General features: G+C 43.1%; 21 protein-coding genes. 10 read left to right on the top strand and 11 right to left on the bottom strand.

Annotated elements, in window-relative coordinates; all coding sequences use genetic code 11:
• Positions 1–45: 45 nt before the first annotated feature.
• Positions 46–7,248: a T9SS outer membrane translocon Sov/SprA gene (gene sov / locus C3B73_RS06765; RefSeq protein WP_103664874.1), complete on the top strand. Its 7,203-nt coding sequence runs from the start codon at positions 46–48 to the stop codon at positions 7,246–7,248.
• Here sov and lnt read toward each other — a convergent pair.
• Positions 7,240–8,799, bottom strand: coding sequence for an apolipoprotein N-acyltransferase (lnt, locus tag C3B73_RS06760; RefSeq protein WP_103664837.1), 1,560 nt, complete (start codon positions 8,797–8,799; stop codon positions 7,240–7,242). The genes sov and lnt overlap by 9 nt on opposite strands.
• A complete protein-coding gene (gene rsmI, locus C3B73_RS06755) occupies positions 8,796–9,479 on the bottom strand; it encodes a 16S rRNA (cytidine(1402)-2'-O)-methyltransferase (protein WP_103664836.1) in 684 nt (227 codons plus the stop codon). The genes lnt and rsmI overlap by 4 nt, the downstream gene beginning before the upstream one ends.
• A gap of 143 nt (positions 9,480–9,622) precedes the next feature.
• Here rsmI and C3B73_RS06750 point away from each other — a divergent pair, with 143 nt between their 5' ends.
• The 5 genes from C3B73_RS06750 (at position 9,623) to C3B73_RS06730 (ending at position 12,615) form a co-directional block, all read left to right on the top strand.
• Positions 9,623–10,009 carry a VOC family protein gene (locus tag C3B73_RS06750; RefSeq protein WP_103664835.1) on the top strand — a complete coding sequence of 129 codons (387 nt, stop codon included), beginning with the start codon at positions 9,623–9,625 and terminating at the stop codon, positions 10,007–10,009.
• Positions 9,993–10,343, top strand: a complete 351-nt coding sequence (locus tag C3B73_RS06745; protein WP_103664834.1) for a hypothetical protein — start codon at positions 9,993–9,995, stop codon at positions 10,341–10,343. Before C3B73_RS06750 ends, C3B73_RS06745 begins: the two co-directional genes overlap by 17 nt.
• A 19-nt stretch (positions 10,344–10,362) precedes the next feature.
• On the top strand, positions 10,363–11,061 hold the full coding sequence (locus C3B73_RS06740) for an alpha/beta hydrolase (RefSeq protein ID WP_103664833.1): 699 nt from the start codon (positions 10,363–10,365) through the stop codon (positions 11,059–11,061).
• A 124-nt stretch (positions 11,062–11,185) separates the two neighbouring features.
• A complete protein-coding gene (locus C3B73_RS06735; RefSeq protein WP_103664832.1) occupies positions 11,186–11,857 on the top strand; it encodes a response regulator transcription factor in 672 nt (223 codons plus the stop codon).
• Between the two features lie 68 nt (positions 11,858–11,925).
• Positions 11,926–12,615, top strand: a complete 690-nt coding sequence (locus tag C3B73_RS06730; protein ID WP_103664831.1) for a TrmH family RNA methyltransferase — start codon at positions 11,926–11,928, stop codon at positions 12,613–12,615.
• Between the two features lie 38 nt (positions 12,616–12,653).
• Here the strand turns inward: C3B73_RS06730 and C3B73_RS06725 are convergent, their stop codons facing one another.
• The 6 genes from C3B73_RS06725 to C3B73_RS06700 all read right to left on the bottom strand — a co-directional run bounded on the left by C3B73_RS06725 (position 12,654) and on the right by C3B73_RS06700 (position 18,717).
• Positions 12,654–14,030 (bottom strand): M28 family metallopeptidase, encoded by a 1,377-nt coding sequence (locus tag C3B73_RS06725; protein WP_103664830.1) that lies wholly within the window; start codon positions 14,028–14,030, stop codon positions 12,654–12,656.
• A gap of 115 nt (positions 14,031–14,145) precedes the next feature.
• Positions 14,146–15,120, bottom strand: a complete 975-nt coding sequence (locus C3B73_RS06720) for a M23 family metallopeptidase (protein ID WP_103664829.1) — start codon at positions 15,118–15,120, stop codon at positions 14,146–14,148.
• Positions 15,121–15,208: 88 nt separating this feature from the next.
• Complete coding sequence (gene hprK / locus C3B73_RS06715; RefSeq protein WP_103664828.1) at positions 15,209–16,240, bottom strand: HPr(Ser) kinase/phosphatase; 1,032 nt, start codon at positions 16,238–16,240, stop codon at positions 15,209–15,211.
• A 13-nt stretch (positions 16,241–16,253) separates the two neighbouring features.
• Positions 16,254–16,553, bottom strand: a complete 300-nt coding sequence (hpf, locus tag C3B73_RS06710; RefSeq protein WP_103664827.1) for a ribosome hibernation-promoting factor, HPF/YfiA family — start codon at positions 16,551–16,553, stop codon at positions 16,254–16,256.
• A gap of 37 nt (positions 16,554–16,590) precedes the next feature.
• Positions 16,591–17,508, bottom strand: a complete 918-nt coding sequence (locus C3B73_RS06705; protein WP_103664826.1) for a tyrosine recombinase XerC — start codon at positions 17,506–17,508, stop codon at positions 16,591–16,593.
• Between the two features lie 69 nt (positions 17,509–17,577).
• Positions 17,578–18,717 carry a glycosyltransferase gene (locus C3B73_RS06700; RefSeq protein ID WP_103664825.1) on the bottom strand — a complete coding sequence of 380 codons (1,140 nt, stop codon included), beginning with the start codon at positions 18,715–18,717 and terminating at the stop codon, positions 17,578–17,580.
• 56 nt (positions 18,718–18,773) lie between these two features.
• Between C3B73_RS06700 and C3B73_RS06695 the strand changes: the two genes are divergently transcribed.
• Positions 18,774–19,841, top strand: a complete 1,068-nt coding sequence (locus C3B73_RS06695) for a hypothetical protein (RefSeq protein ID WP_103664824.1) — start codon at positions 18,774–18,776, stop codon at positions 19,839–19,841.
• A gap of 15 nt (positions 19,842–19,856) precedes the next feature.
• Here the strand turns inward: C3B73_RS06695 and C3B73_RS06690 are convergent, their stop codons facing one another.
• On the bottom strand, positions 19,857–20,522 hold the full coding sequence (locus C3B73_RS06690; RefSeq protein ID WP_232803051.1) for a lysophospholipid acyltransferase family protein: 666 nt from the start codon (positions 20,520–20,522) through the stop codon (positions 19,857–19,859).
• Positions 20,523–20,570: 48 nt separating this feature from the next.
• Between C3B73_RS06690 and C3B73_RS06685 the strand changes: the two genes are divergently transcribed.
• Both C3B73_RS06685 and C3B73_RS06680 read left to right on the top strand, forming a co-directional pair.
• Positions 20,571–21,230: an O-methyltransferase gene (locus tag C3B73_RS06685; protein WP_103664823.1), complete on the top strand. Its 660-nt coding sequence runs from the start codon at positions 20,571–20,573 to the stop codon at positions 21,228–21,230.
• An 81-nt stretch (positions 21,231–21,311) separates the two neighbouring features.
• The gene (locus C3B73_RS06680; protein WP_103664822.1) at positions 21,312–22,550 is read left to right on the top strand and encodes a glycosyltransferase; all 1,239 of its coding nucleotides are present in this window, start codon (positions 21,312–21,314) and stop codon (positions 22,548–22,550) included.
• Here C3B73_RS06680 and C3B73_RS06675 read toward each other — a convergent pair.
• Together C3B73_RS06675 and C3B73_RS06670 are read right to left on the bottom strand one after the other, a co-directional pair.
• Positions 22,544–23,689: a THUMP domain-containing class I SAM-dependent RNA methyltransferase gene (locus tag C3B73_RS06675; RefSeq protein ID WP_103664821.1), complete on the bottom strand. Its 1,146-nt coding sequence runs from the start codon at positions 23,687–23,689 to the stop codon at positions 22,544–22,546. The two genes, C3B73_RS06680 and C3B73_RS06675, sit on opposite strands and share 7 nt — an antisense overlap.
• A gap of 78 nt (positions 23,690–23,767) precedes the next feature.
• Positions 23,768–24,199, bottom strand: a complete 432-nt coding sequence (locus C3B73_RS06670) for an FKBP-type peptidyl-prolyl cis-trans isomerase (protein ID WP_103664820.1) — start codon at positions 24,197–24,199, stop codon at positions 23,768–23,770.
• Positions 24,200–24,286: 87 nt separating this feature from the next.
• Here C3B73_RS06670 and C3B73_RS06665 point away from each other — a divergent pair, with 87 nt between their 5' ends.
• Positions 24,287–24,718, top strand: coding sequence for a CoA-binding protein (locus tag C3B73_RS06665; RefSeq protein WP_103664819.1), 432 nt, complete (start codon positions 24,287–24,289; stop codon positions 24,716–24,718).
• Positions 24,719–24,720: the final 2 nt, after the last annotated feature.

The raw sequence follows: 24,720 nt of genomic DNA, 5'->3' as shown, positions 1-24,720 counted from the left end.
TATTCTTTTTTAAAGTTAGTTTACTATTTACCATTCGTTTGTGTGTTGAATGGGGTTTTAGCCATTGGTACGTCCTATGCCCAGGATCGTGGTGCCATCGCAGTGGATACGACTGCCGCTGATTCAACCGCTTTATCCGACTCACTGATCTTCAAACCTTCCGGCAGGTTTCCAACGGCGGTCACCCGACCGAAATTATATTACATACAGAGTCAAAATGAGCGCTTTGATGTTGAATGGGATTCAATGGCTACCTATCGGATCAACCACAGGTTCGGTTCACAAATGGTATCTCCTCCGGTGATCCTTTCTTTTGAAGAGTATGTCAACCTCAGAAGAGAACAGCAAAAACGGGAAATTCGATATACGTTGATCGAAGAAGGGAAGCGGATGACCGGCGATGAACGTGGCCTGCTTGATTTCAGCCTTCAGATACCGGGTGGAGAGGCATCCGTATTCAGTTCTATTTTTGGTAAACCGGAGGTAAACCTAACGGTAAACGGTACGGCCAATATGAATGTGGGGGTTTCGATCCAGAATATTGATGATCCCACTATTGAGCCTGACCTGCAGCGAAGAATTGATCCTACATTCAATCAAAACTTACAGCTTAACATTCAGGGTACTATTGGGGATAAACTCACGATAGCCACTGACTGGGATACCGAGCGAGCTTTCGACTTCCAGAACCGGCTGAATATTATTTACGAAGGCTATGAGGATGAGATCATAAAATCCATTGAGCTGGGAAACGTCTCGATGGAAACAGGTAATTCCCTGATCCGCGGTGGTGCCTCTCTGTTTGGGATAAAGTCGGTGGCAGAGATCGGTTCCCTGAAGATGACATCCGTGTTATCTCAACAAAAGGGTGAAAGTCAGACCCAGACCATTACGGGCGGTGCTCAGGAGACGCAGTTTTCACTGCGTCCGGCTCAATACCAAAACAATCGTCACTTTTTTATTGATTTCTACAACCGGCAGCAGTTTGAAAATAATGTAGCTGATCCTCAGCAGCTGGGTCAAGCCTATCAGATCTCTGATATGAAGGTTTGGATCTCTGAACCCCAGGTTAATACTACGGATCCAGAAGCGGTGAGGGCAGCGGCCTTTGTTGACCTTGGAGTTGTTGATAACGGTAATGGCACATACGGGCTCCCCGATCCGGAACTGGACAGCATAGATGATGCCCTTCTTGAGGCGAACCGGGGTAACAACAGTGCCTCAGCTGAATCTTTTAATGTGAGTGGAAACGACTTTTATAACGGATATTTTCGGCCTTTGCAGGAGGGAAGTGATTACACGGTCAATAAAACGCTGGGTTATATCAGCCTGAACCGAAACCTGAATGCGGGTTCCTATCTGGCTGTATCATTCGTAAGAGAGCGAGTGCCCGGGGAAGGTACCGGTAATGTGGTGGTAGGAGATGTTAACCCTCAATCCACCGGTTTGACCTATCTGAAACTGATCCGGCCCAATAACCCGACGCCTGACCTTAGTTCCTGGCCATTAACCATGCGAAATTTCTATTCCCTTGGGGTTTCAAACGTAACTCAAGATGGGTTGGAAGTGGAGATCAATTACACGACCGGAAATGTGGATGAAACCAACCTTCCGGGCAGAAACCAGACCTTGCTTCAGGATCTTGGTCTGGACAGAACGGATACGCAGGGAGCCGTCAACCCCGATAACATCATTGATTTCTCAGGCATTGTACTGAATGCGAGAAACGGAACCATCATGTTTCCCTATCTCGAGCCATTTGGAGCACGTATTCGAACGTTACTGGAACAAACAGGGGCTTCTGATTCGCTTATCGAATCAGTGACATACAGTGAGCTTTATACTGAGAGGCAGAACACGGCTGATCAATCCAATAAGAATAATTTTTATCGGATCGATGGAGTATCAAGCGGGGGAGTTTCCGGGAATTTTTCACTGGGTATCAGTTTGGTGGAAGGGTCGGTTAAAGTATTTGCGAATGGAACCGAACTCATAGAGGGAGTGGATTATGAAGTGGATTATTCGTTTGGGAATATCACCATTCTGAATGACCGATATTTGGCATCCGGGCAGGATATCAGGATCGAGTATGAGAATAATCAGCTTAATGTGATCGGGCAGAAGAATTTTACCGGTTTACGGGCTGAGTACGAGTTTACAGACGATATCCGTATCGGAAGTACCTATTTCAAACTGAAGGAACAGCCATTATCCGATAAGATCCGTATTGGAAACGAAACGATAAACAACACCATACTTGGAATGGATGCCGAGGCTTCGTTTGAGACGCCATGGCTAACCCGAGCGATCGATAAGGTACCCTTACTTCAGACTAAAGAACCTTCCAATATTGAGGTAAGTGGCGAGGTGGCTCAATTGCGACCCGGCGTTTCACAAACCAATGCCGTGAGGGATGCGATCGACAAAGGAGATCTTTACAGCGATGAAGAGAATGGGCTTGTTTTCATCGATGATTTTGAAGATTCAGAGCTGACCATTTCGTTTATGAGCCCTACGCGATGGAATCTTGCGGCTGCACCGGCAGCTATCCCGGGATACACTCCTGATCAGGCTTATTTCACGGATCCACAGATCACACCGCTAAATACTCTCGAATCAAAAATTGACCGCTCTGATCTGCGTTCGCAGTTTGCCTGGTACACAATACCACGTAATATAAGCGGTATTTTGGGTGGGGTTGAGGTGACTCCTGAATCTGAAGTGGTGCTTACGGAAAATGTCTTTCCGGGGCGGGAGACCAATCTGGCCCAGGATGAAGTGATCAACACTTTAGATATCTATTATGACCCGACGGTTCGTGGCCCCTACAACTACAACATGAATCTCAGGGATGATCTGGAGAACAACCCGGAAAATCAGTGGGGAGGTATGACAGCTGCCGTTCCTTCGGGGCAGGAAGACCTTACTCAGAACAATGTGGAATTTATCGAATTCTGGGTTCAACCTATCTTACCAAATGGGCAGCCACCTACCGCCGGGGATCTTCAGAGCTATGATGGCAAGATCTATATTGATGTGGGGACGATCTCTGAGGATGTGGTACCAAACTTTGATCTTAATTCTGAGGATGGACTGGCTAATAATCTGGCTAACCTGGAACTGGATAGTTTTGGCGAGAATGCGCGATCGTATGTGCCGGCAAATCCAACAGCTCCCCAGGGGCAATTCTCTAACGAAAATCGACAGCTTGAGGATGTTGGGTTTGATGGAGTACCAAGTGCAAACGGCTTTGATGCCCAAAAAGTAGAAACGGCTCTCTTCGCACCTTTTATTGATTCCATGCGGGTAGCCTACGGAGGAAGCAGTGAGGAATTTCAATCCATTTTGGCGGATCCATCCAATGATGATTATGTGTTTTATGGAGAATCGAAGGTACAGAATTTACCGCTTCACAAAAGATTTCACCGTTTACTCGGCTATCATGAGGGCAATACACCAACGGCGGGAGGAGATACAAGAGCGATCACTCCAAGGCCGGACTCAGAAGGACTGGTAAGCCGCGCGAATATAGAGACCAATAATAACTACTATCAGTACGAAGTAGATCTTAACCCGGCTGATTTCAGCAGTTTACAGATCGGAAGTCCGGGTACATACATTGTGGATAAGGTACCGGGCGACAGGCAACAGGATCGGTGGCATTTGGTTCGGATCCCGCTTTCAGAATTTACACGAAAGGTTGGGGAGATAGATGGCTTTCAGAATATCAGCCACATCAGAATGTGGATGTCGGGTTACGAAAAGCCATTTACATTACGTTTTGCCAGTTTTGAGTTTATAGGGAGTCAGTGGCGGAAGGTTGAAAATATTGAGGAAACCCAGAATGCAACCGGTGAATTCAGTGTAGCAACCATCAATATCGAAGAGAATGCTAACAGAACACCGATCCCATACAGACAACCGGATGGAGCGATCAGAGCCCTGGATAGGGGAGTTCAGGTTCAAACCCTTCAAAATGAACAGTCTATCATTCTTGGGGTTGAAGGACTTGGTGCCGGAGAGCTTCAGATGGTAAAAAAAGTATATCCCGGTGGACTGAACCTTCTAAATTACTCAAATATGCGCATGTTCGTGCACGGAGAGGGTTATGGGGATGGACCTGAAGAGCGCAACCATGCAGAACTGGTGATCAGAATGGGAACCGACCTGAATGCCAACTACTACGAATACCGACAACCGGTAACGCCGTCTGATCCAAATTTCCCGTTTTCAGCTTATAGTCCTGATGCTGCCGGAAGCCTTGAAGGGGATGCTGAGGAAGTCTGGAAGTATGAAGAAAATAGTATGAATGTGCTTCTTTCGGCATTCAATGAACTCAAGCAACTTCGGGATCAACAGGGGAGCGGTGACCTTAATCAAAAATTTGAATTACCATTGTCTGTTGAAGGAGACGAAGCTGTACCCGGCGCGGTCATAGCTATAAAGGGTAATCCATCGTTAGGAAGGATCTCGGAGCTGGCCATGGGTATCAGGAATCCCTTCGACCCAACAGATGTGAATTCTGAAGGCGTACCCAACCTGAACGCAGAATTCTGGCTGAATGAATTGAGGGTTTCTGGTTTTGATAATGAAAAAGGGTGGAAGGCGAATGCCAAAGCCAGTTTTAAGCTGGCTGATTTTGCCACGGTCAATACCAATTTCACGCGAACTACCAATGGTTTTGGAGGCCTGGAATCCCGATTGGGTCAGCGAAGTATATCAGATGATGTCGGATATGATCTGAGTTCCACAGTTAATCTTCATAAACTGGTTCCGGACCGATATGGGTGGAATTTTCCGGTTACGGTTTCAACCCGAAGAAATGTATCCACCCCGAAGTTTTTGCCGAATCAGGGGGATATCAGGCTTGAGGATTTCAAGAATGCCACAAATAATAACTCGCAACTATCTGAATCTGAAAAAGAAGAGATCATTGATCAGAGAATCGATGAGATAGAGACGGTCAGGAATAATTTTTCGGTGAATGTGGCTAATATCTCCAAGCAAAATTCAAAGAGTAAGCTGGCTCAATACACTATCGACCGAACCAAGCTGAGCTATGTGTACAATGAAGGAAATTCCAAAAATCCGGAGACCCTTTTTCAAAATGATTGGAATTACACTTCATCCGTTCAGTATAATTTATCGTTTAATAATGTAGGGTTACTGCGTCCCTTTGGTTTTACTGAAGAGGTTCCTCTGCTAAATATTCTATCCGGGATTCGATTAGGTTATATGCCTTCGTCCGTAAATGCATCAGCTAACTTGAACCGATCTTACTCTGAAAGAAGGCGCAGAAATCTTGCTGATGTAAATGGAACACAGGGTCTGCAACCCCTTCAGCAAAGTCACACCTTTAACCAAAGGTCTTCATTTGGCTTCAATTACAATCTCACTCCAAGTATTCCGATCTCATTCCGAAGCAGTACCGGATATGACCTCTCGCGAGCCGGCCGGGAGGATGTAAATGTCACGGGGAATGAAGTCGATAGTCTTTCATATAGAGTCGTTCCGACCTTTGAGGTTCTCAATAAGATCATCACGGATTCGCTGTCTGCACGCCGTTCAAACTATGAGGAAAGTTACACCATGAGCTGGCGACCAAGGTTTGATAATATTTCCGCCCTCAACTGGATGAATTATACCGCCTCATATAGTGGAGGGTACAATTGGACCAACAGTCCAAGAGGTTCTCAGCTTGGAGCCGGTGTGGCAAACAGTTTTAGAATAGATCATACCCTGAAATTTGAGGTTGAGGATCTGTTTGATAAAATGCCGTTTTACAGTAAAATGATCGATAAGAACCGGGAAGAAACAGAAGCAAGGAGAAGCGACTCTCAGGATTCTGACCCAGACCTGGCAAAAGATGTGGCATACATAGGGCGGAAATTCATTCTGGCTTTATTTAGCATGCGCAGTATTGACATCACCTATAATGATAACAAAACCTCAAGTCAGGCCGGCTATAGGGGCGACTCCCAGCTTTATTACACATTCAGAAGCCCGGATTCAGACCATTTTTCACCACCCTTTGGGTATAGGATCGGTTTACAGGATGAGATACCGATATCTCAATTGATCCGTCAAAGTCCACAGGGAAGAACCATCACATTACCTAAAAACAACACCTATTCGGATAACCTAACGCTTGGTACCAGCCTCAATATTCTGACTAATTTGAAGCTGGATCTTTCATGGGATACCAAGTGGGATGAACGCACAACCGATAACCTTGCTCTGAATGCGAGTGGCGATATCAATTCGACGATCTCTGCGAGTGGTAATATCAGTTCTTCGGTATGGGCTTTTGGAAATGGGTACAGGGATCTGTTTGAAAGGCAACTGCAAACGGCTTTTGATGATCTTGATGGAACGAACATGATCAGTGATGAGAGTGGGAATGGAGATGGCCGAATTGTACTGAACCGGAATACCCTGGAGGAAGATTTCAGAAGGGCTTATCTGGGTGGTGGGGTGAATTCTATTGGAGAGAAGGGATACACACCGATACCAAGGCCAAACTGGAGATTGACCTGGACCGGGGTGGAGAATGTGATCCCTTTTATTGGTGATAACATGAGGCGTGCCACCATTACTCACAGCTACAGTGGAAGCTATCGCCTGGGATGGAATCTGAACAGTATTACCGGCCTGCAGTCTGAACAGGGACTTGGAGCTTTCAGCCTGATAGACCGAAGGGATCTTTATGAACCAAATTCTATCAATATCGAACAGCGATTTTCACCGTTCTTACAACTGAATGTAACATGGGAGTCCAATCTCAGAACACAGATCAGCTTTGACCGCAGTAAGACAAGCAGTCTTGCTCTTTCAAGTAAAACAGTAACTGACCGACTTTCAGAGGGACTTACGGCCTCCATTAATTATACATTCAGGAGAGTGACATTGCCTTTTTTACCACGCATCAAAAACAATATCGATGTAACTATAAATGGTGGGTTTGCCGATGATACCGAGCAAAAGTATTATCTGAATCAGGATATCAGTCAGGCTCTGAGTGACCCTGATCCGGTTCAAAACGTAAGCTTGTATGATTTTACGGATCCATTTATAACCGGTCAGCGAAGGATCAATGGCTCCATCGTGTTGGGTTATCGGTTTTCTCAGACTGTGACCTCAAATTTTGAATATACCTACACCAAAGTAACGCCGAAGTCCTCTGCTTTTCCACCACGAACCAATCACGATATCAGATTTAACTTCAGGATCGCTATTCAATCACGATAGGTCAGTATCCTCTTTTCTGAGATAAAAGTAGGGAAAGAACCCAACGGTCAGCATCAGGCAAAATATGGGAAGCCAGTCGCCAAAGCGGGTGTAAAGGGTTTCTGTGTATCTGTTGTACACGTTTGAGACAGATCCGGTTCGAACCCAATAATCCGTTTGACTGATGATCTCACCATTTGGAGCGATGATCCCTGAAATACCATTATTGGCACTCCTGGCGACCCACCGATCGAATTCAATGGCTCTGAGTCGGGCATAGGCAAAGTGTTGCAGGTGGCCCGATGTTTTACCCCACCAGCCATCGTTGGTGATGATGGTGATGAATGAAGCATCATTGCTTACAAAATTACGGATCCAGGAAGGGTACACGGAATCGTAGCAAATGAGTCCGGGCGTACTAAAGTTTGAAGTTTCGATCATATCGGGAGTGCTTCCTTTTCCAAAGCCTGCAATGCTACCCCAATCCACCCAGTCAAATATATCGATGGCAGCGAGTTGTTCAACAAATGGAATGCGTTCGACGATGGGAACCAGGTTGGCTTTTTCGTAATCAGATATGGCACCGTTTTCATCAACAAAGAGGGTGGCGTTAAAGTAGTTATAGGGAAGGCCTGAATTTGGGGCTACCCCTCTGTATAGCTCCCGGGTACCAGGATCATAGGTTTTGAATAATCCGGTTCCCACTACAAAATTAGTGCTCCACGTGCGGGCAGAATCAGCTAATCGTCTTGCTGTACGTGAGTTTGAAAATATGGCTCCATCAATAGCATTCTCTGGCCAGATGACCAGGTCTGTATCTGCAGTGATGGTTCTTTCAGTCAGGCTCATTAGGCTGTCCATAACCTCACCCAGGCCACTCATGCCACCATAATCTTGATAGGAGTCATGATTAGGTTGAATAATAGCCACTTCAACGGCCTGTTCAGGTGGCGTTTCTATATTGGAAGACGCATAATCTATCAAGGACCAGAACGGAAATATCAGAAAAGTACATAACGTGAGGTATGCCATAAATTTGTCTCTTCTCAACAAGAACTGATAAAAGAGAGCAGAAGATAGTACCACCCAGAAGGAGATCCCCAAAAACCCCGTCACTGAAATATATTGAATGATCCCGATCCAGTTTGACCACGCATTACCAATAGCCAGCCAGGTCCATGAAAGATCCCAGTGATGGTGAAGATATTCATAACCTACCCAGGCAGAAGCCTGCAATATCGCGATCAGAATAGGCAATTTACTCTTTTCTGAAAAGAATTTGGCCAGGCACAAGGGAATGGTCATAAGCACACTATTGGCAAGAATAGCCGCAATTCCCGCCGGCAGGCTGGCCATCATCAACCAATAGGTTCCGATCAGATTCCAAATGACAAACCCCGCATAGCTGTAGTAAGCCAGTTGCTTGTAGGAGTCTGTTGTTTGAACCAGATGAAATAATAAAATAAAAGCCGGAAAACTCAGGAATGAGAGATTAACCGGAGGAAAGCTCATTCCCAGTAAGATACCCGCGGTGATCGAGATCACCCATTTATTATCAAACCACTGTTTCATTCTGAATATCCTTTCCCGGCCACAACCACCACGATCTCGCCTTTAATGCTGTCACGGGATTCAAACTCGGTTTTGAGTTCATTTATTGTGCCACGCACCACTTCCTCGAATTTTTTTGTGAGTTCCCGGGCTACCGCTCCCAGTCTTTCAGGTTCAAAATGTTCTTCAATTTCACCGAGTAATTTTAGTAGTCTGTGAGGACTTTCATAGATAATGATGGTGCGTTCGTCTTCAGCCAGCTGGCCTAATCGTTTTTGTCTTCCTTTTTTGTGGGGAAGAAATCCTTCAAATACATATCGGTCGCAAGGCAGTCCGCTTGCCACTAAAGCGGTTGTGGCAGCGTCGGGGCCGGGAATAACACTCACGGTGTGACCAAGGTTTTGAGCCTCACGCACAGCCAGAAAACCGGGGTCGGAAATACCTGGCATGCCGGCATCACTGATAAGTGCCACATTTTGACCGGCATCCAAAATGTTGGTCAGGTGCCCGACTTTTCGGTGTTCATTATGCTGATGAAACGAGAAAGTAGGTTTCTGAATACCAAAATGCTGGAGCAGATTCCCGGATGTGCGGGTATCCTCACAGGCAATATAATCCACCTCTTTTAGCACCTCAACGGCACGGGGTGAAAAATCACTCAAATTCCCAATGGGTGTGGCAACGATAAATAATGTAGACAATAGACTATATTTAATTTTAGCTGTGCAAATATCAAAGTACAGCATTCAAAAACCAAACTGCAATTCATGTTTTGGTTTGGAATTTAAGCAGTTGGTTGTATGTTTAGCGCAGAAATAAAAATAAACTTAATCAGATACAGCATATGAATTTTAAACCAACCGGCCTGAATCACATTACCATCAGAGTGAACCGTATTGATGCTTCCAAAGAGTTTTATGGTGATATACTTGACCTTGAGTTAGTAAGAACCATGGGGCAGAGTATGGCCGTTTATAAGATCGGGGAAGAAGATACCCTTGTGATCGTTGAGGCGGAAACAAGTTATGATCCAACTTCAAGAGATTTCAGGGTAGATCACTTCGGGTTTTATGTAGACAGTCCGGAACAAGTAGATGAACTCGCAAAATATTTCAGAGAAAAAGAAGTGACCATCATGAGTGGACCTGCAAATCGGAAAAAAGGCCGCTTTCTTTTTGTTGCTGATCCTGATGGGAATATGATCGAGTATTTTTATGAGGAAAAAGAATGAAATAGAACAAAAGCTGGATGAAAAGGAATTAGAAGCTGACCTGCATAGAGATCTGAGTAGTCAGTATTCCAACATTGAAGTCATTCAAAAGCTCTATGAGGATAAAAATCCTTATGTGATCGGTGTGATGAATTTTTTCTTCACATTGGTATTTTTTGAGCTTCTTTACTTTTTGGTGAAAACATTGATCAATTCGATGACCTTAGGTTTCACCGGAGAATTTTTCTTCACCTTAAATCCGTTTGTTCACATCATCATACTCATTTTATGCATCACTTCGGTAATTAATAGGAAATCGGCTGTTGAGGTTGTTATAGACCGATGGCCATTTTGAAAATGGATTGTTAGAGATCATGCCAACAAAATCAAGGACCGATACCACTTCGTTTGTGATCGATGTGCCTTACAAGCTTATTGAGACAGGTTTAACTGAAGAAAAACCATTGATCATTTACCTTCACGGCTTTAACCAAAACATTGAGTACCTGGAAAAGAAGGTACATAGAATGCTGGAATTTCAGGCCTATCATCTGTTTATACAGGCTCCTTATCCGATATACGATAAGAAACAAAATCGTCAAGTAGAGCAATGGGGAAGGGCCTGGTACTTGTATGATGGGGATCAGGAGCAATTTCTAAAGTCGATGGAAAAGGCTTCAGAATTCATTCAGAAATTGGTGAATGATATTACTGAAGATCTGAAAATAAACAGAACCTGTCTGTTTGGGTATTCCATGGGGGCTTACTTAGGGGGCTATTTTGCATTATCAAGACCGGAATACTTGACGGAACTGATTACTATTGGTGGCCGGATCAAAACAGAAGCCTTTGAAGGAAAAAGAGCAAAAGCGAACCACATCAATATTCTTGCCTTGCATGGTAGTAATGATACAAGTGTCTATCCTGAGCCCCAGAAGAAGTGTGTGGAACAATTACAGAAAGATGGATTTAAAGCAGAATTCAGACTTGTTGATGCGGGACATAAACTGGAGGATGTATTTATAAATGAAACCGTAGAGTGGTTGCATTCTCTTGATTACTCGGAAAGGTGATTTTTTGTTATACTTTGTTTCTAATGTTTGTTAAGTTATTTTAATACAATTATAATAAGGCGGCTCTTATGGTGAAGTATTACTTGATTTCACCATATCATCACTAAATAATTTCAGGTAAAAAATGAACATACTTGTCATAGAAGATGATCCATCAGTACGAACCTTGGTCAAAGCCGTGCTGGAACATAATGGTAACTCAGTATCTACTGCTGATAATGCAACCGATGGAGAATCGCATGCCATAAATAATGATTATGACATGATCATTCTGGATCTTGGATTACCGGATGGAGATGGCTACGAAGTTTGTAAGAATATTCGGGATAACAATATTGAAACGCCGGTCCTTATTCTTTCCGGAGAACAAGAGACAGACGTAAAAGTGAAAATGCTGAAAGTTGGAGCCGATGATTACCTGACCAAGCCTTTTAACACTGAGGAATTGATCGCCCGTATGACCGCCATTAAGCGACGGACTGAGTCGGGTGGTGAGCAGCAAATTTCATGTGGTGAACTAAAGGTGAATTTGCTGAAACGAGAATTCACGATCAATAAAGAACCGGTTCAGCTTACCAATAACGAGTTTAACCTACTTGTGTACTTTATGAAGAACCGTAACCGGGTGATCACACAGGAAGAGCTGGCTGAGAAGGTATGGGATATCCATTTTGATACGCAAACGAATTATATCAATGTGTACATCAGTTATCTGAGGAAGAAGATCAGAGAACACACTGAAGTGGATTACATTGAAACGATCCGTAAAAAAGGATTTGCATTCAGATGTGATTAGGATCATACACTAATTTAAAAGATCATTGTCCCTCAAATCATCATTTGAGGGACTTTTTTTTGTTACCTATGGAACAACAAAAACTAAAGAGATTAACCGGATATTTAAGAGAATTTGCTACCGAAGAACGCTGGGAAACCATTTCTGAGGTAGCAGCTAAAAGAACCCGTCATATCACGGTGGTAGTTGAAAATATATACCAGCCTCATAATGCCAGTGCCGTTTTGAGGAGTTGTGATGGATTTGGTATTCAGGATGTATATATCATTGAAAATGACAATGAATTTGATGCTTCCAGTCAGGTAACCATAGGAGCTGATCAGTGGCTGAATATTCAGCGGTTCAACAAAAAGGGTGTAAACAACACAATTTCGTGCATCAATACGCTGAAGGAAAAAGGGTATCAGATCATTGCCACGAGTCCACACGAAAATGATACAGATTTAAATAACCTGAGTGTTGATCAGAAAACAGCCCTGGTATTTGGCAATGAACTGGATGGTATCAGTGATACGGTTAAAGAGATGGCTGATGGGTACGTAAAAATTCCGATGACAGGGTTCAGTGAGAGTTTCAATATTTCGGTCAGTGCAGCCATTTGTTTGTATGATGTGACATTGAGACTCAGAAACTCAGAGGTAAGCTGGCGTTTAGATGAGGATGAACTGGAACAACTCAAATATGAATGGTTGAAAAACTCAATCAAGGCAGGGGATGAACTGGAAAAGAAGTGGCTAAAAAATAACCCCGACACCTGAATGGTACCGGGGTTGTAAAACTTAGCACGAAAAGAAAATTATCTCGGAAGGCGCTCATCAATATCTGCTACAGCATAGGCAAAGGCAGCCATGGTAGCCACACATTCATTGAAGTCGTCTTTGTCGAGCTTATCCATAGTATCAGCGGCCGTATGGTGATACCAGAAATACTTTTCCCCATTCACGACCAATCCCATTCCGGGAACGCCATCGTTCATTAGCGGTCCAATATCTGCACCACCACCGCCTTTAGTTACCACACCGGATTCAATTGATCTCAGCGTTTGACCAATTTCGGTAAGGATCTCAAAACCACGTTCACTTCCTGTAAAACCAAAACCGATGGGATCGAAAACTCCGGCATCTGATTCCATAGCCAGTACGTGATCATCTAATGATTTTTCATCTTCCTTAACCCACCGATGATATTCAGTGGCACCACGCAGACCATTTTCTTCATTGGCCCATAAAACAACACGGACCGTTCGCTTTGGGCGAATACCGTTTTTGATCATCAATCGTACAGCTTCCCAGGCAGCGATGCTTCCTCCACCGTCATCCATCACACCCTGACCAACATCCCAGGAATCAATATGTCCACCAAGCACAATGATCTCTTCCGGGTGCTCTGTGCCTTTAATTTCAGCAATGATGTTGCGAGACTCAAAATCCGGCAAGGTCCTGGCATTCATCTCCAGGTGAATTCTGATGGCATCACCCCGATCATACATACGCTGTATCATCATGGCATCTTCAACAGTAATGGCAGCATGCGGGATCTTTTTAACCCCATCTTCATAATTCATGGTTCCTGTATGAGGAGTTTGCATGGAGTAGGGGCCTACGGAACGAATGATACTGGCTACAGCACCCAGTTTAGCTGCTTCAATGGCTCCGTTCATTCGATACTGAACAGTGCGGCCGTAAGAAGTGAATTCGGAGTTGAATAAAACGATCTTTCCCTTCACTTCATCTTTAACCTTTTCAAGTTCCTCAAAACTTTTAACAACCACGACTTCAGCGGTGATGCCGCCCTCAGGTGTCGCCACACTTCCACCAAGTCCTAACATCGGAAGGTCTTGCTCGCGTGGAGATACCAAAGTGGCTTTTTCTTTTCCGCGGACCCAATGAGGAACCATCACCGGCTGAGCCCAAACCTTGTCAAAACCGTCTTTTTCCATTTCCTGTATGATCCAGTCCAGGGCATCTTCCAGATTTTGGGAACCGCTGAATCTTGGACCAAAGGTATCAGCCATATAGCTTAAACGGTTCCAGGCAAGATCACTGGATACAGCCGCTTCAACCAGATCGTTGATATTTTCTGTGTTTGTTGGGGTTAATACGTCCTGGGCCTTAACCTGAGTTACGGTGAGGCTTAGAAGACACAATATGGTGGAAAGTAACAGATGCTTCATCTTAAAATATTTGGATTAAAAATCGAATCAATTAAACGAAAAGATTACTTCTAATCCACAAAAAAACCCGACCTGAAAAGACCGGGTTTGAATTACCTTGTAAGTAAAAACTGAATTAGTCCATCGAGTTCTGATTCGTCTCGGCGATCTCTTTGAACATGGCATATTCCTCAGGGGAAGTATCAGCAAACAGATAGTAAATAGGGTCAACCGGACGCTTATTGTAATGAACTTCATAGTGAAGGTGGGGCCCCTCAGAAAGACCTGAATCTCCGGCCATAGCGATCTGTTGTCCTCGCTTAACCTCAACACCTGAACGAATGCCTTCCGCAAAACCGGATAGGTGAGCATAGAGTGTTTCAAACCCAAAGCCATGATCTACGATCACTACATTACCAAGAGTGCTCTTTTTGCCGGCAAATCGGATCTTGCCGTCTCCGGTGGTTAGAACCGGATCGCCCACGTCAGCTCTGAAATCCAATCCGTTGTGTGGACGGGGATAACCAAGAATTGGGTGGTTTCTCATACCGAATCCACTTAATAGAATTCCGGTAGTAGGTTTTATCGCCGGAATGTTGCTCATTTTCTCTTTATTCACATTGTACTGATTCTTGATCTGCTCAAAACTCAGCTGCTGAATTCCAATACGTCTCTCAATATTGTCAACTTTGGATGCGGTCCATTTCAAAAGTTCTGAGGTGGATTCAGAGAATACGTCAAAATCTTCGTAGGGGTCAGAGCCACCAATACCGGCCTGACGCTCTTCATATGAGATCTTATCCATACCAAGTACAGAGCGATACATTTCGTTATCCTTTTGGGCGATCTCCGTTAGCTTGGTATCTAATTCAACAATGGAGGAGCGGGTTGATTCCAGCTGTTCGTAAAGGGCTTCATTTTCTGCTTTGAGAGCTAATTCAGCCGGGGTGCCCACATAATTGGAAAGTAGAATGATCCCTATACCGGTAAGTATGACCCCGGACAGGATCCAGATCGAGAGATTATAGATGACCTGTTCAGTCCGTTTGTACGTAATTGGTACAAACTCACACTTGGTTTCGTCGTAGTAATAATGATTTTTTAAAGACATGTATTATCCTTGTTACAAAACGTGCTAAAGATACAGACCTCATGGCCCTTATCAAAGAGTAGTAACTAACTCTAATGTTACACTATATTTATTCAATATCTCCCTCAAAATATTCAATGGCTCGTTTTGGAGTCATATCTCCGCCTTTGGCTTTATCACCAATACTAGTTTTAATGCGCTCCTGAAAGGCTTTTGCCGGATCATAGCCGTAATGTTTGAGCAGGTAGTTCATGGCGATGACTTCTGCAATTACGGTAATATTTTTCCCCGGAGTGATCGGTAAATGGATCAATGGGATATCAAGATCCAGGATATTCACTGAATCGTGGTTCAAACCGGTTCGTTCTACTTCCTGTGCTTCATCCCATAGGGTTAATTCAAGTACAACTTCCAGGCGTTTTTGATACCGGATTGAACGGATACCGAACATGGACATCACATCCACGATACCGAGTCCCCTGATCTCCATGAAGTGCTTGCTCATCTCTGTGGCAGAGGACATCAAGACATTGTTTTTCTTTGTCAGCATGACCACATCATCGGCAACCAGCCGGTGGCCACGTTCCACAAGGTCGAGAGCGACTTCACTTTTCCCGATCCCGGATCGACCGGCAACGAGTATTCCAATCCCATAAACGTCCATCATTGAACCATGAACCATGGTTTGAACGGCAAATTGATCTTCCATGAAATCCCGCAAAAGATACATGAAGCGCGTGGTTTCAAGGGGAGTGGAGAAGACGGGTATCCCTGCTTTTCTGGCTTCCTCCAGTAAGGGTTCCGGTAATTCATTTCCATCGGTCAGAAAAATGACCGGAATATCAAATTGTGTCAGATTTCGGAAAGATTCTAACTGTTTATCATCTCCCATATGGCTTAGAAACTGAGTTTCCGTGTTGCCAACGATCTGAATTCTTTGATAGGTAAACAGGTCAATATAACCCGCAAGAGCCAATCCCGGCCGGTGAAGGTCCGCTTCAGTAATGAATTTATCTGTACTGCAATTCTCAGCAGCACAAGATTCTATCTTGATGTTGACTCGCTCTTTGAGCTTATCAACCAGGTAGTCAACCGAAATCTTATCCTTTCGGGGGATCGGGTCATGCGGTTTAAAAGGCATATTTGCTTAATTATTATTGGTTAGCGTGCATTTTGTCTTTGTACTTTTTCAGCTGACGTGAAGCTGTTTCAATAGCATTATGTATGGCTTGTTCGTAAGATTTTCCACTTTCTTTCACCGTCAAGACTTTGCGTGGAACTTTGATGATCAATTCAGCCTGATTCGGATTTTCATCAGAAGGAGTAGGTTGTAAAATAATATCGCACATTACGATACGGTCGTAGAATTGGTCTAATTTATCGACACTGTCGATGCAGTATTGTTGCAGGTCCGCGCTGGCTTCAAAATGGCGTGCTGTGAATGTAGTTTTCATTATTCTACTCCTTAATTAAGTAATAATTGAGATTATTTTAGGTTTTAGCTCTTGGATGGGCTTGCTCATACACGTTTTTGAGCCTGTCAATGCTGGTATGAGTGTAAACCTGCGTAGCCGCAAGATTCGCATGCCCAAGAAATTCTTTTATGATCCTAATGTCTGCACCATTGTCTAACATATGAGTTGCAAAACTATGTCGCAATACGTGCGGGCTTTTCTGTGTGACCTCACTGGTTAATTTAAAATATTTTTCCACGATCAACCCGACCGCTCTGTCGTATATGCGCTGGCCGCTTGCAGCAATGAACAAGGCTTTTTTAGCATCTGAATCCGTTCTGTCACCATAAAGTTCAGGCCTTTTGTTAATGAACTCCTTTAAGATTCCGGATACTGTGTTACCTAATGGGATAATGCGCTGTTTATTGCCCTTTCCTTTCACAGTTACCTGATTTTGTTTAAGATCGATATCACTTAGGTTCAAGCCGGTCAATTCACTGAGGCGCATTCCGGTACTGTAAAATAATTCGAGTATGGCGCGATTTTGAAGACCTCGCGTGGTTTCTGTATTAACGGCTTCCATCATACGTTCAATATCTTCAACGGTAGCTGTTTTGGGTAAGCTTTTATCTTTCTTGGGAACCACCAGCAAATGAGCCGGATTTTTTTCTATGTGCCCGCGTTTAAAGCAATATTTGAAAAATGAGCGAATTGCGGCCACCTTGCGGGCTATGGTCGATTTAGCCATGCCTTGTTCTGAAAGCTCACCTAACCATAGTCTTATAGATAACCGGGTGATGGAGGACACATCCACATTCTCAGGATCGATTTCTTCAACCTCAGCGGTAAAATTCAGAAAAGAACTCAGGTCGTTTTGATAAGAAACTATGGTATGTTCAGAAGCATTTCGTTCTACGGAAAGATATTTCAGGTATTTCTCGATCAATGCTTTCATATGCCTGAATATGTCTATGTATCTGCAAAAAAGAAAACAATACTTCGTGAAGGGGAGATGAATTTAGATCTAAACTTCACGGCCTTTCCATGTTGCTTTTTTACCGGTGTAATGATCCCAGAGGCAACGTATCCCCAGGACCTCGAACCAAAGAATGGTAAGGGGTTGCAAAATGCTCATCAAAGGATTCCAGCCAAATTTCAGGTCCAGCACCCAGCGTTGTAATAATATCAGTCCTAAAAGGGCAGCTGCAGTAAGTTGTTGATGGGGTTCTCCAAAAGCTAAAATATATACCGGTGCTATATACACGATGAACTGCATGATTGCCATGAATAGGAAAAGCACAATGTTTCTACCAAAACCCACAAAAAAGTTTTTACGAAGCCCTTCAAATATCTCGTGGTGCGATGTATACATTCTGCAGTTAACGGTATCAATGCCATCAAACATAGTAATTCTGAGGTCGTTTCGTTTAACAACCTTAGCGAGCTCTACGTCTTCCACGATCTGTTGTTTTACGGATGAATGTCCCCCGATCTTTTTATAAGCCTGTCTGTTAAAACCAATAAACTGTCCACAGGCTGCCGCAAATTGAACGCCGGCTTGTTTTCGAAAGGGCTTTGGTACCCATTTTGGGTTTTCCTCCACGTACTTGGCAGGTAACAAGCTGTATAATCCATAATAGATCATCGGGATGATGAGCTTTTCCCAGAAGGTTTTGATCTCTTGTTTGGGCCATACGGTTATGACATCTGACCTCTTCAAGGCTTGAGCAGCCTTAAATACTGCACTCGGTTCCAGCCAGACATCGGCATCGATAAAAAGGATGATTTCACCCCTGGAGGCATTACCCAACTGTTGGCAGGCCCAGGGTTTGCCCAGCCAGTCATCGGGCTTAGGCTCACCATTGATCACTCTTAGTGCTTTGTTTTTAGAACCGAGCGTACTTAAAAGATCAGGAGTTGCATCTGTGGAGTTATCATCAAGAACAATGACCTCAAAGTTTGTATAATTTTGGTTTAGAACTGACCGAACACAACGTTCAATAACATTTTCCTCATTTCTGGCAGGTATGCAAACACTTACAAAAGGTTCATCCTCCAAAGACTTATTACATTCATTGAGAGAACGAAATTCAAATAAGTTGCGTACAAATACAGCAACGGTATAAAGCAAGTAGGATACTGCAACAATGAGTAAAATGTCCATAGATGAATATAGGTGTCAGAATCTTAAATTGAGTCTCTGACTTAAAAATTACTTTTATGAATATAACAACTGACCTGGATCAAGTTTCTCCGGATTATAACAAGCCACCGGAAGGATATGAATGGTGGTATTTTGATGGAATCAGTCATGATGGTGAATTCTCCTTTGTGATCATCTTTTATCATGAAAATCCATTTTCAACCAAAAAGATAAAGAAGCTGGAGTCTGATCCGCTTCAAACCGGTGCTCATCCTGCTATCAGTGTTTCGGTGTACCGCAACAGCAAGCCGGTGTATTATAGTTTCCTCGAGTTTAAAGAAAATGCTTTTCACTGGGATGCTGACCAACTCTCGCTTAAGGTTGAGAATAATTCTTTTCGGTATGATCTGAAAAACAATGAATTCTCCTACGAACTTTACCTGGATCAGCAGCTGCCATCCGGTTATGAATTGAAAGGTTCAATAACAGGAAAAGGACCAGTTACGGATTCAACGCTTCTAAGTTCAGAAAGTAAAGACAAACATTTGTGGAATCTGGTGCTCCCGGCACTTGAGTTCAAGGCAGATCTCAATATGAAAGGGAAGAATGGGGAGGAGGTAATTGAAACTGAAGGACTCGGGTATCATGATCACAACATCGGATATGAGCCGATGAAGGAAAGCTTTAAAGACTGGTATTGGGGAAGATACCACTTCAAAGATTTCACACTCATTTATTACCTGATGGAAAAGCATGATGACAAGCAATTTGAAGCTTGGCTGATCGATAGAGAAAATCGAACAGTGTTAGAGCACTTTGGTGAGGCTGAACTAAGCTACAAGTCATCAAATGTGTTTGGGCTAAGATCTGCCCGTAAAATTGACTTAAAAAAACCACATGTTACTGTAAATATTAACTTAAAGGATAAGATTGATGACGGGCCTTTTTATCAGCGTTTCATAGGTAATTCAGTAATCAACTATAGAGGACAAGTATATGCAGCCCAAGGAATTTCAGAGTATATATATCCTGATTATATATATAAGAAGATATTCTGGCCTTTGGTGCATATGAGGTTGAATTATGCTGAAGATGCAACACATTGGGTGCAAAAATCGCCCCTTATGTACCCGTGGACGTGGTAACCTAAATTATTTAGGCTAAAATTGAGGAGTGAAGCCTGAATCAGAATACCCGGCTACGCTTCTAATATCGGTTAAATTATCATGCAATTTTCGCTGAAATAATTTAGTTAATTCTTTAATGCCCAATTCTTTATCAGGAACAACTGAATTTCCTATTGATATATAAAGTTCAGGTTTGGGGGATCTGAAGGAATGCATGTAAATACCTATAGGTACGAAGTCAATTTTATCTGATCTCTTATAAAGCCAGCTTAGTCCGTTTTTGAATTTGGGCTCACCTTCAGACACCGGTGTGATCTTACCCTCGGGATAAATGAAGAGACAGGATCTTTCTCTTTCCATGGACTTGAGGGCATAACGAAGAGAGGTCAATGATGATCTGGGGTTATCGAGATCAATGGAGAAGGCACCTATCTTGTTGAAGAATGAGTGCTCTCTCATTTGTTTCATTTCCATAATGGCGCGGGCCTTTTGATGGAATAGATTTTCATTCAAATAGAGGGGGATCAGTCCATCCCACCAGGAGTTATGATTGAGATAATACACAGTTCTCGAATCAGAAGATGGTTGGTATTCTTGTTTGATCCACAACTGATCAAAGCTTCTTCTCAGTTTCCATTTGGTGTAGATGCTGAAAAACCGAATATAAAAGGCAGATTCATTGGCGGGAATAAAATTCAAAGCAATCTTTTTTGGTTATAATAGGGGCTTGCACCTTATCTTTCAATCATGAAGAAGCATAGAAAAAAGCACAGCGTTCAGATAACCGACCCGCAAATTGAGGAGTATGCTCTAAATTTCACTTCTGAAGAGTCCAAAGAGGTAAAAGAGGTGGTAGCTTCATCTGATGAAGAACTCGAGTATATAGACATGTTAAGCGGAAATATGGTCGGTATGCTATTAAAGTTGCTCATCTCAATAAGCGGGGCTCAAAGAATTTTAGAGGTCGGTACCTTTACCGGGTATTCAGCCCTAATGATGGCGGAGGCTTTAGAGGGTAGGGGTCAGATCAAAACCATTGAAATGAATATCAGGTATCAGGAATTGGCTGAGACACATTTTAAAAAATATGATAAACATGGTGTGATCGAACTGATCAAAGGAAACGCGCAGGATATTCTTCCGGAGATTGAAGGGATCTTCGATCTGATCTTCATAGATGCAGATAAGTTGAGGTATGAATTCTATTTTGAAGAATCGATCAATAAGCTAAAAAATGGAGGTTTGATCATTACCGATAATGTGCTTTGGAACGGAACAGTTTTAGAGCCGAATGACCACAAAGCTGAAGCACTTCATGCATTCAATAAAAAAGTAGCTGAAGATAAAAGGGTTGAGCAGGTACTCCTTCCGATACGTGACGGACTTATGATAGCAAGAAAGTTATAACAATGGGAGTGGTTTCTGTCATAATTCATTGAACACCAATCATTAAAAGCGAATATATAATTCATTTATTAGATATAGATCATGCCCACTAAGGTACTAATTATAGGGAAAGTATGGCCGGAACCCGGGTCATCTGCGGCCGGTTCCAGGATGATGCAGATCATAGATCTGTTTCAAAATGAAGGGTGGGATATTACCTTTGTGACGGCTGCAACTCACAGTCAATATGCGGCAGACCTGGAAGCATACGGTGTTCAAGTAGAGTCGATCAAACTTAATGATTCAAGTTTTGATGCTTTCCTAAAAAGGCAGAATCCCAATGTGGTTATGTTTGATCGGTTCATGACTGAAGAGCAATTTGGATGGAGGGTAAGAGATAATGTACCCGAAGCGATGACTATACTTGATACCGAAGATCTGCACTTTTTACGGGAGGGACGCCAAACAGCCTGGAAAGAAGGGCGTGACTTCAGGGAGGAAGATCTGTACAGTGACATGGCCAAGCGGGAGCTGGCCAGCATTCACAGATGTGATATTTCACTGATCATTTCAGAGTTTGAGATGGGAGTCCTGAAAGAAACTTTTGGTGTCAGTTCTGACAAGATCGTTCATGTTCCTTTCTTACTTGATGCCATATCTGAAAATGAGATAAATAATTGGAAACCATATGGTAAAAGAGAACACTTTGTAAGTATTGGCAACTTCTTGCACGAGCCAAACTGGAATGCTGTCCTCTTTTTAAAAGAGGAGATCTGGCACCTGATACGTGAGAGGCTTCCGGATGCTGAACTTCATATTTATGGGGCATATCCTTCACAAAAGGTCAAGCAGCTGCACAATGAAAGTGAGGGTTTCATGATCAAAGGTAGGGCAGATGATGCAAAAAAAGTGGTTGAAGGATCAAGAGTTTTACTGGCACCTTTGCGGTTTGGGGCCGGGCTAAAGGGTAAGCTCATAGAGGCTATGCAATGCGGTACGCCAAGTGTAACAACACCGATAGGAGCTGAAGCTATGCATGGAAAATTAATATGGCCCGGAGCCATCAGTGATGATCCGAAAGATCTTGCAGATCAGGCTGTTGAATTATATACCAATGAAAAAAGATGGCATGAGGCACAATGTTTGGGAACAGATATTATCAACAGATTGTACCAAAAAGAACTACATGGTAAACGACTTATAAAGCGATTAATTCAGACCAAATTAAATCTGTTAGGTCATCGCAGGCATCATTTTACAGGAGAGATCTTACATTACCATACGCTTGGAAGTGCCCGCTATATGAGTAAATGGATAGAGGCTAAAAACAAGGATCAGTAAAGCTCGTACTCAAGGAGTCGGGCATCGATAGTTGAGTTATAGAATTCAATTCTTTGATTGGTTCTCAGTCCGATCTTCTTAGCAAGGTCAAAGTTTCCTGTGAATACATATCCCCAATATCCGGTAGCTTCTTGTTTGAAATAATCTCCAATACCTTCGTAGGTAGATTCAAGTTCTTTCACATTACCGATCCGATCTCCGTAAGGGGGATTCAGCATGATGACACCGGTCTTATCGGATGGAATCTCCGTTTCACTGAATTCACATTTACTTATTTCAATATGATGATCCAATCCAGCTGTCCGGGCATTCTTTCTTGTGGCATTTACGGCCCTTACATCATGATCGGTTGCTATTATCCGGCCGTCAAATGATTTGAGTGTCTTGTTGTTTAAGTCTGAACGAAGATCATTCCAGCGGTCCTCATCAAACCCAAGGATATGTTTGATCCCATAATTAGGTCGCAATAAACCGGGGGCTTTATTTAAAGCCTGAAGCGTTGCTTCTATCGCTATTGTTCCGCTACCGCACATAGGGTTAATAAAATGCTGCCCCGGCTCCCATTTGCTGGCCATGATCAACGCTGCTGCCAGCGTTTCCTGCATAGGTGCTACACTCGTTTGTGTACGATATCCTCTTCGTGAAATGGATTCTCCGGAGGTATCAAGATAGATCTGTGCCCGGTCATTTTTCCAGAATACAAACACAACGGTCTTATTCAGGTTGGAACCTGAATCCGGTCTGATTCCTGTTTTCTTGCGAATTCTATCCACAATGGCATCTTTCACCTTTAAATTCGCAAACTGTGTGTTGGTAACTGTTTTATTCTTAATGAAGGATGTTACACTGACATACCCATGCTTATCGATGTATTCTTCCCACGGAATTTTAACCAGCTCGCTATACAGTTCCTCTGCATTTTTAGGGCGACAATCCTTTAGTCTGTAATGAACCCGGTGTGCCGTCCTAAGGCTTAGATTCAGAAGCATGCAATCGTTTAAGGTCCCTTCCGTTTCAATTCCTGCATGTCTGACCTTGTTGATCGGAAATCCCAGATCTTGTAATTCCTGTTTAAGATAGGGTGTGATCCGTTTAGGGCAGGTAATGGAAATAGTACTTTTGGTATCGAAATTGGCCATGGGATTAGGTGAGGTTCAGAAATAAAAAATGGAGTTCCTCTTTAGAAGAACTCCATATGAAATGTAGTTAAATGAAGATCAGTTTACGATCTCAACCAATTCAATATCAAACACCAGGTTTTTACCTGCAAGTGGGTGATTGGCATCAATTGTGATGTTCTCTTCTTCCACTTGAGTGATCTGAACCGGTACAGGCTGTCCATTTGGCTGATTTAACTGAAGCTGCATGCCTACTTCAGGCTCAATGTCTTCAGGAAGCTGAGTACGCTCTATAGACAATTCAAGGTCTTCTCTGCGCTCGCCGTATGCATCGCCAGATTCAATAGTCGCTGTAGTCTTATCTCCAACTTCTAAACCAACTACGGCCTTTTCAAAACCGGGAATCAATTTTCCTTCCCCGAGTGTAACTTCAAGTGGATCTCTGGATTCTGATGTATCAAATACAGATCCGTCTTCTAATTTTCCTGTGTAGTGAACTTTTACGGTATCACCGTCTTTTACTTTAGACAAAATAACTGTTGTTTTAATTGTGAATATATTGTTCTTGCAAATATACGTAATATTCGAGACAGATGAGGATCGTAAACACCTATAACCATGATCAGTGATAACAAAGACATTAGAGCATTACTAGAAAAGGCAAAAACCATCGCGATGATCGGTTGCTCTCCAAATGAATTCAGAACCAGTAATTATGCTGCAAAATACTTGTCTGAAAAAGGGTACAGGGTGATTCCCATTAATCCTGAAGCCGATGAGATCTACGGTGAAAAAGCTTACGACAGCTTTGTGGAGGTACCTGAAGACATAGAGATCGACATTGTCAACGTGTTCCGGAATTCAAAATATGCAGCTGATGCAGTTCGTGATGCCAGGGACAGAAAAGAGAAGACGGGGCAAAATCCTGTTGTCTGGACCCAGCTGGATGTGTCATCTCCGGAATCGGAAAAGGTAGCCACTGAAAATGAGATACCATATGTAAGAAACCGTTGTATTATGGTTGAATGGGACCGGAATTTTAAATCCTGATG

This window comes from Gracilimonas amylolytica, from assembly GCF_002911695.1.
Taxonomy (GTDB): domain Bacteria; phylum Bacteroidota; class Rhodothermia; order Balneolales; family Balneolaceae; genus Gracilimonas; species Gracilimonas amylolytica.
Note: the sequence above shows the minus strand (reverse complement) of the source record. Positions and strands in the feature narration are given on the sequence as shown.

Excerpts from the sequence above, each read along its gene's own strand:
- lnt (WP_103664837.1), bottom strand. The coding sequence starts at position 8,799 with ATGAAACAGTGGTTTGATAATAAATGGGTGATCTCGATCACCGCGGGT.
- C3B73_RS06750 (WP_103664835.1), top strand. The coding sequence starts at position 9,623 with ATGAATTTTAAACCAACCGGCCTGAATCACATTACCATCAGAGTGAAC.
- C3B73_RS06745 (WP_103664834.1), top strand. The coding sequence starts at position 9,993 with ATGAGGAAAAAGAATGAAATAGAACAAAAGCTGGATGAAAAGGAATTA.
- C3B73_RS06740 (WP_103664833.1), top strand. The coding sequence starts at position 10,363 with ATGCCAACAAAATCAAGGACCGATACCACTTCGTTTGTGATCGATGTG.
- C3B73_RS06735 (WP_103664832.1), top strand. The coding sequence starts at position 11,186 with ATGAACATACTTGTCATAGAAGATGATCCATCAGTACGAACCTTGGTC.
- C3B73_RS06730 (WP_103664831.1), top strand. The coding sequence starts at position 11,926 with ATGGAACAACAAAAACTAAAGAGATTAACCGGATATTTAAGAGAATTT.
- C3B73_RS06725 (WP_103664830.1), bottom strand. The coding sequence starts at position 14,030 with ATGAAGCATCTGTTACTTTCCACCATATTGTGTCTTCTAAGCCTCACC.
- C3B73_RS06720 (WP_103664829.1), bottom strand. The coding sequence starts at position 15,120 with ATGTCTTTAAAAAATCATTATTACTACGACGAAACCAAGTGTGAGTTT.
- hprK (WP_103664828.1), bottom strand. The coding sequence starts at position 16,240 with ATGCCTTTTAAACCGCATGACCCGATCCCCCGAAAGGATAAGATTTCG.
- hpf (WP_103664827.1), bottom strand. The coding sequence starts at position 16,553 with ATGAAAACTACATTCACAGCACGCCATTTTGAAGCCAGCGCGGACCTG.
- C3B73_RS06705 (WP_103664826.1), bottom strand. The coding sequence starts at position 17,508 with ATGAAAGCATTGATCGAGAAATACCTGAAATATCTTTCCGTAGAACGA.
- C3B73_RS06700 (WP_103664825.1), bottom strand. The coding sequence starts at position 18,717 with ATGGACATTTTACTCATTGTTGCAGTATCCTACTTGCTTTATACCGTT.
- C3B73_RS06695 (WP_103664824.1), top strand. The coding sequence starts at position 18,774 with ATGAATATAACAACTGACCTGGATCAAGTTTCTCCGGATTATAACAAG.
- C3B73_RS06685 (WP_103664823.1), top strand. The coding sequence starts at position 20,571 with ATGAAGAAGCATAGAAAAAAGCACAGCGTTCAGATAACCGACCCGCAA.
- C3B73_RS06680 (WP_103664822.1), top strand. The coding sequence starts at position 21,312 with ATGCCCACTAAGGTACTAATTATAGGGAAAGTATGGCCGGAACCCGGG.
- C3B73_RS06675 (WP_103664821.1), bottom strand. The coding sequence starts at position 23,689 with ATGGCCAATTTCGATACCAAAAGTACTATTTCCATTACCTGCCCTAAA.
- C3B73_RS06665 (WP_103664819.1), top strand. The coding sequence starts at position 24,287 with ATGATCAGTGATAACAAAGACATTAGAGCATTACTAGAAAAGGCAAAA.